Here is a 7,182-nt window from a genome sequence, read left to right on the forward strand (position 1 = left end):
CTATATTATTGACAAATTTATAATGGCTATTGAAAACTTTTCTATTATTAGAAACGAAAGTAAGCTGAAAGATACAATAAATAAGATAAAGATATATCTATTACAATTGGCTCAAATATTGTGGTGGCATATGATAGTGAACTGTTATTGGATGTAAAAGCATCTGAAAAAGAAGGAAGGACATTATATAGAAGCAAATAAGCATCATTTGTAGTAAAATCTAATATTAATCTAATGGTTTATCAACTATATCATTGGTACAAGCTTTTAGAGGTGATGAATTATGGGTAAAGGTAAATTTAATAAAAGAGATATATTGCTCACTTTTATGTTAATAGTGGTGATATTTTTATTATATCTACTAAATACGCCCATAAATTCAAAAGATAACCATAAATATTCAGAGACAATAGTTTTCTTGGGGAATAAAAACATTGCTCCTATTATCTATGAGGAAAGCGGAGTAGCAAAAGGGGTAGCTGTTGATATAGCAAAAGAGCTTGGTAAAAAGATAGGTTATAAAATTGAAGTAAAAGCAATTGATTGGGAAGAAGCTCAACAAAAGGTATTATTAGGAGAAGCAGATGCTCTACTTCAAATTAACATGAATTCTGAAAGGAAAAAAGTCTATGATTTTTCTGATGAACTATTGGAATCAGAGTTTTTAATATTTGTAAAAAGTGGAAATAATGGCATCGAAACAGTTAATGATTTAAAGAACAAAATCGTTGGTGTAGAATATGGAGGATATCCATATAACTTATTACAAAAATATGATGGAATAAAGATCAATACAATTTCAGACTGGAAAATTGGTTTTGAAATGGTAAAGTCTGGTGAATTAGATGCTATCGTTATGGATAAGTGGATAGGTGAATATGAATTAGCTCGCAGCAAAGTAAGAGGCATACAAATTATAGAAGAGCCTATAGAAACAAAATACTCACGAATAGCGGTGAAGAAAGGAAATGGGGAGTTACTTAACTTAATTAATGCTGGACTAAAAGAAATGAAAGAAGATGGTACTATGACCGATATACTGGGTGATTGGCAAGGGAAAAAGGTTATCTATCTCACTGAAGAAAGCATAAGGAGCACTCTTTTATATACAACCATCGTAATCCTTATTCTGGTTTTGATAGTAACTATATATTTGGTTAACAAGTTTAGTAAACTGAATAAAAAACTTGAATTAGATGTTATGGAAAGAACCCAAGAACTTTATGAAACAAATGAATTGCTCCGAAAAGCGAATGCCGAGCTAGAGAGGATTTCAATGGTAGATGGACTTACCAATATTTCTAATAGAAGATATTTTGATATTGTTCTTCAAAAAGCTTGGAGAATTGGTATGAGAGAAAGGCAACCTTTAGCTTTAATCATGATAGATATTGATAATTTTAAGATGTTTAACGACACATATGGGCATTTAGCTGGAGATCAATGCTTAAAAATTGTGGCCGATGTAATAAAAAAAGTAGCAAAACGATCAGGTGATTTTGTAGCACGCTTTGGTGGTGAGGAATTTGTAGCTTTTTTATATAACACTACAGAAGATGGGGCTTCGATTGTTGCTGAAGAAATACGAGCTAAAATAGAAAATCTAGGAATTAAACAAGAAAATATGGAAACAGTAGTTACGGTTAGTTTAGGAGTGGCTGCGATGATTCCTAATAAGAATATCCATTCTAATAACCTTATAAATGCTGCTGATCAAGCACTATATCAAGCAAAAAAAGATGGACGCAATACAGTTGTAAGATCAAGCTCTCTGCTGAATCGTGAATAAAAGAATTAAAATATATGGAGAAAAAAGATATTTAGGACTAGCATCCAGATAAAAAATTATAAATGAAAGAGAGAGAAATATGAAAATATTGCACGTTTTGGCACAATTGCCAGCAAAAACTGGCTCAGGAGTATATTATTCAAATCTTATAGAAGGTTTCAAAAAATATGAATATGAACAAAAAGCTATTTTTGGATATCAAGATGAATACATATGGGATATCTTAGATAGTAAGGATCAATATCCTATATCTTTTAAGAGCGAAGAATTACCCTTTCCTATAGTTGGAATGAGTAATGTTATGCCTTATGAAAACACTTTATATGCATCTATGACTAAAGAAATGGTGAGAATCTATAGAGATGTTTTTAGAAAAAGACTAGAAAAAGTAAAGAAAGATTTCGTTCCTGATATTATATTTGCACATCACCTATGGATTTTAACTTCTTTAGTTAGGGAAGTGTTTCCAGATACAAAGATCATTGGGATATGTCATAATACAGATCTAAGACAAGCTAAAATGAATCCAAATTTAAAAGATAAGTATGTAGATAGGATACATGATCTAGATTATGTATTCTCAGCATCCGAAGAACAAAAAGATGAAATAGTAAAGGTATATGGTATAGATAAAACTAAGATAATAGCAGTAGGAGGAGGTTTTAATCAAAATATTTTTTATCCTCCAAAAGAAAAGGAATATGCTGATAAAGTAAGACTTGTATTTTGTGCAAAAATAGATCCATCTAAAGGAATTTATGAACTTATAGAAGTATATAAATCTCTAGAAATGGATGATGTAACTTTAGATATTATTGGCATACCTAATGAGGAAAATAAAAAGAAGATAGAAGAATATATTAAAGATGACAGTAGTATAAGACTATATAATGTAGAAGATCAGGTAGCCTTAGGTGAAGAATTAAGAAAAAAGGATATATATCTTATGCCTTCTTATTATGAAGGTTTAGGGCTTATGGCTATAGAGAGTCTTGCCAGTGGTCTATATGTAGTGACTACAGAAATACCAGCTTTAATGACACTTCTAGGTGAAGAAATAAAAGAGTCTGGAATAATTAAATATGTTCCACTTCCTCGAATATATGATGTAGATAAACCAGTTAAAGAAGATTTACCAGAATTTAAGGAAAATCTAAAAAAAGCTATATTAATTCAAATTAAAAAAGTAAAAGAAAAGAAAGAATTTCCTAAAGAAATGGAAGATAAAATAAGATCTTTTTCTTGGGAAGGACTAGTTGATAATATGAATAATATTATTAACTCAATGTAAATGCCAATAAGATAATTATAATCTTATTAATTTTATCGTTATTCAGACTAAGATTTGGTTAACTTTTTCAACGAGAATATATAATCAATTTGGGTATAAGAATATAAACAAATATATTCTAATATAAGGGAGGATATTATGTCTGATAATATAATTCTAAAAACTGAAGCCTTAGACTTTAGGTGGGGAGTAGAGGATCCGTTTATATTTTGTGCTCATCATAAAGATGATTATCCAAAGGGAAATGAAGAACTTGGTGTAGATGAAGAAAGCTTAAAGAATAGAAATATTGGAAATGATTTTGAAATAAGGGATGGGTTTAGAATGTACCATGGAAGAACAGTACCAGGATTCCCAGTTCATCCACATAGGGGATTTGAAACGGTAACCATAGTTTTGGAAGGATTTGTAGATCACTCAGATTCCTATGGAGCAGCAGGAAGATATGGTGATGGAGATGTACAATGGATGACTGCAGGAAGTGGTCTTCAACATGCAGAGATGTTTCCGCTAGTGAATCAACACAAAGATAATCCACTTCATCTATTTCAGGTATGGTTGAATCTACCTAAGAAAGATAAGTTTGTAAAGCCTTATTATAAAATGCTATGGGCTGAAGACATACCTGTTATAGAGGAAGTTGACAATAATGGTAAAACGACCACTATAAGGCTTATTGCTGGGAAATATAAGGAACATAGTGCTTTAGAACCATCTCCATCATCTTGGGCAAGTGATGAAAAAAACAAAGTAAATATATGGATAATAACTATGGAACCAAATTCAAGATTTAAGATTCCTAAAATCAATAATACTATAACTAGAAATCTCTATTATTATAATGGACATACATTAGAAATTAACGGAAAGAATATAAGGGTAGACAATAGATTTAAACTCAATGGGAATGAAGAAATTCAACTAGTAAATGGAGATGAAAAAAGCTATATGCTATTTTTAGAAGGCGAGCCTATAGATGAACCAGTAGTAGCTTATGGACCATTTGTTATGAATACTATGGAAGAAATAAAACAAGCTTATGCAGATTATAAAGATACAGAGTTTGGAGGTTGGCCATGGCATAGAAAGGACCCTGTTCATACAAAAGAAAAAGCTAGATTTGCCAAATATTCTGATAAAACAGTAGAGAATAGATAAAATCTTAATTAATAGCAAACTCCCTTGCATATATTAATTAGTAAATGATATAATTTATCTATGATGTAGGCATGAAACGGAGGGAATATCTGATGAATGATAAGACGTATGATTTACTGGAAAAACTCTATGTGGAAGTATTGAACGTTAAGACAGAGTTGAAATCAGAAATCCAAGAAGTGAGAACAGAATTGAAATCAGAAATCCAAGAAGTGAGAACAGAGTTGAAATCAGAAATCCAAGAAGTAAGAACAGAATTAAATGAAGTAAAAACAACTATGGTAACTAAAGAAGCTTTGGAATTAGCAGTGAAAGAATTAAAAGCTGAAATTCAAGTAGTACATGATGAGGTAGGGGAACTTCGCAAAGATTTAAATACCATGGAAATAATTACAACTAAAAATGCTCATGATATCGCATTATTGAAAGCAGTTAGATGAAAACCCTAAGAAATCAGACTTAGATATTATAAGGACGGATTTGGCTAATAAGATATACAATTTTTCTCAGAAATATAATAAAGGTGCATATAAAAATAGCAAAAATCATAGAAAAAGAAAAGGGGTAAGGTTTTACCAAAAAAATCTTACCCCTTGTGCAACAATAAAGCATATAATAATACCTGTAATTGTAGGAACCAAAAAGGATATCAAAGTCCATTTCCAACTTTGAGTTTCTTTACGTATGGTTAAAAGAGTAGTACCACAAGGCCAATGATTTAGTGCAAATAACATGGTACAAATAGCTGTTAACCAAGACCACCCATTATTTATAAATAATTGTTTCATCTCAAGTAAGCTATTTAATTCTAACATAGATCCTTTGGACATATAGCTCATAATTAGAATAGGAATGACTATTTCATTAGCTGGTAAGCCGAGTATAAAAGCCATTAAAATATATCCATCCATTCCAAGCAATTGAGCAAATGGATTTAAAAATTGAGCACAATGGGTCAATAAGCTTGCATCCCCAATTATGAGATTGGCCATAGCCCAAATAATCAAACCAGCAGGAGCAGCTACTATAACTGCACGAGCTAATACAAATAATGTACGGTCAAAAATGGAACGAACTATGATTTTGCCTACTTGGGGTTTTCTATAAGGAGGCAATTCTAAAGTAAAGGATGAAGGTAGTCCCTTTAAAATTGTCCTAGATAGTAGTTTGGATATAAATAGAGTAATTACAACTCCTAGTACTATAGATGTCAAAACTGATAGGGTAGCAGTTAGGGAACGAAAGATACCAGTAGAATTGACAATAAAGATGCTAGCTAGAGAAATTAATATTGGGAAACGTCCATTACAAGGGACAAAATTATTTGTAATAATAGCAATTAATCGTTCTCTTGGAGAATCGATAATTCTACACGAAATAATCCCAGCAGCATTGCATCCAAATCCCATACACATAGTTAAGGCTTGCTTTCCATGAGCACCTGCTTTTTTGAAATAATAATCTAAGTTAAAGGCAACTCTAGGCAAATAACCTAAATCCTCCAATAATGTAAATAGGGGAAAGAATATTGCCATTGGAGGAAGCATTACTGATACAACCCATGCTAGTGTACGATAAATCCCTAATACCAACATATCGTGTAACCAGTTGGGAGTATTTATAAATTTAAAAATGTTGCTTAATTTTGCTTCTATCCAAAACAAACCTTTAGCTAATAAATCAGATGGAGCATTGGCACCTTCAATAGTAATCCAAAAAACAAGACCTAAAATAGCTATCATTATGGGAATACCAAATATTTTAGAGGTTAATATATTGTCAATCTTATGATCTATTTCATTATGATCTTTATTTTGAAATGTAACGACTTCTTTGCTAATATCTTCTCCTACTTTTATAATACTAGATACTATATGGTCTTTTAAATCTTCTGATTTAAAATTTTCTTTTTCAAAATTAATACTAATAGATTTTAACTTTTTATTTAAAAACTCATCTTTAGATATATCAAAATTTATATAGTCATTCATTAATTTTAGTAGTTTATAGTCTCCATCAATTAAACGAAGAGCCATCCATCTACTATCAATTTTGTCTCCTACCAAAGTTTGAACATGAGATTGTATTTCTTTAATTGCATTTTCAAGATTTTTATCATAAATTATTTTTTTAGGATTCGTTTTAATTTCTCCACAAGCAACTTTTTTGATAGTGTTTTTTAATTCCTCTAGTCCTTCACCATTTCTTGCACTAGTTCCTACTACAGGAACACCTAGGATGTTTTCTAATCTTTTTAAATTAATACTAATATTTTTTCTTTTTGCTTCATCCATAAGATTTACACATACAACTACTTTATCCGTAATTTCTATTATTTGAAATACTAAATTGAGGTTTCTCTCTAATGAAGTAGCATCTGTTACGACGACAGTTGCATCAGGTTTTCCAAAACAGATAAAATCCCTAGCTATTTCTTCTTCTACAGAATTTGCTAATAGAGAATAGGTACCTGGCAAATCTACTAAAACATATTGGTTATCCTTAAATATATATTTTCCTTGAGCGTTGGAAACGGTTTTACCAGGCCAATTGCCTGTATGTTGATTGAGGCCTGTGAGGCTGTTAAAAACAGTACTTTTTCCTGTATTTGGATTACCTGCCAGTGCAACTACTATATCATCAGAAGATTCAAGTTCTATTTCAAATTCTTTTTTTAACATTTCTATACCTGTAGACTGTTTAGTTAGTCCCATTTTAAATAAATACCTCCTTAATTTTTGCTATATTAATTCAACAAAGATTTGGGATGCTTCTTCTGAACGTAATGCAATAGTAGCTCCTCTAATTTCATATGCTGTAGGATCACCTGTTGGGCTTTGGATTAGTGACTTTACATTTGTACCATGGATAAGACCTAAATCTAGCATTCTTCTACGAATGATACCGGGGAGGCCGTCGCCGTGATGGGCGCCTCCGGCTCGGG

6 protein-coding genes are annotated in these 7,182 nt (G+C 31.3%); 4 read left to right on the forward strand and 2 right to left on the reverse strand.

Going from position 1 to position 7,182, the window contains the following annotated elements; genetic code table 11:
• The first annotated feature begins 283 nt into the window (after window positions 1-283).
• The 4 genes from VK998_RS10190 to VK998_RS10205 all read left to right on the forward strand — a co-directional run bounded on the left by VK998_RS10190 (window position 284) and on the right by VK998_RS10205 (window position 4,678).
• Window positions 284-1,789 (forward strand): GGDEF domain-containing protein, encoded by a 1,506-nt coding sequence (locus tag VK998_RS10190; protein ID WP_325228024.1) that lies wholly within the window; start codon window positions 284-286, stop codon window positions 1,787-1,789.
• 79 nt (window positions 1,790-1,868) lie between these two features.
• Window positions 1,869-3,080 carry a glycosyltransferase family 4 protein gene (locus VK998_RS10195; protein WP_325228025.1) on the forward strand — a complete coding sequence of 404 codons (1,212 nt, stop codon included), beginning with the start codon at window positions 1,869-1,871 and terminating at the stop codon, window positions 3,078-3,080.
• 138 nt (window positions 3,081-3,218) lie between these two features.
• Window positions 3,219-4,238 (forward strand): pirin family protein, encoded by a 1,020-nt coding sequence (locus VK998_RS10200; protein WP_325228026.1) that lies wholly within the window; start codon window positions 3,219-3,221, stop codon window positions 4,236-4,238.
• A gap of 92 nt (window positions 4,239-4,330) precedes the next feature.
• On the forward strand, window positions 4,331-4,678 hold the full coding sequence (locus VK998_RS10205) for a hypothetical protein (protein WP_325228027.1): 348 nt from the start codon (window positions 4,331-4,333) through the stop codon (window positions 4,676-4,678).
• 132 nt (window positions 4,679-4,810) lie between these two features.
• On the opposite strand, the gene feoB is transcribed toward VK998_RS10205, so the two are convergent.
• Window positions 4,811-6,952, reverse strand: coding sequence for a ferrous iron transport protein B (gene feoB / locus VK998_RS10210; RefSeq protein WP_325228028.1), 2,142 nt, complete (start codon window positions 6,950-6,952; stop codon window positions 4,811-4,813).
• Between the two features lie 27 nt (window positions 6,953-6,979).
• Window positions 6,980-7,182: FeoA family protein (locus VK998_RS10215; protein WP_325228029.1), on the reverse strand; the 203-nt coding region annotated here is incomplete at its 5' end.

Origin of the sequence: Schnuerera sp., assembly GCF_035459645.1 — a bacterium.
GTDB lineage: Bacteria > Bacillota > Clostridia > Tissierellales > Tepidimicrobiaceae > Schnuerera.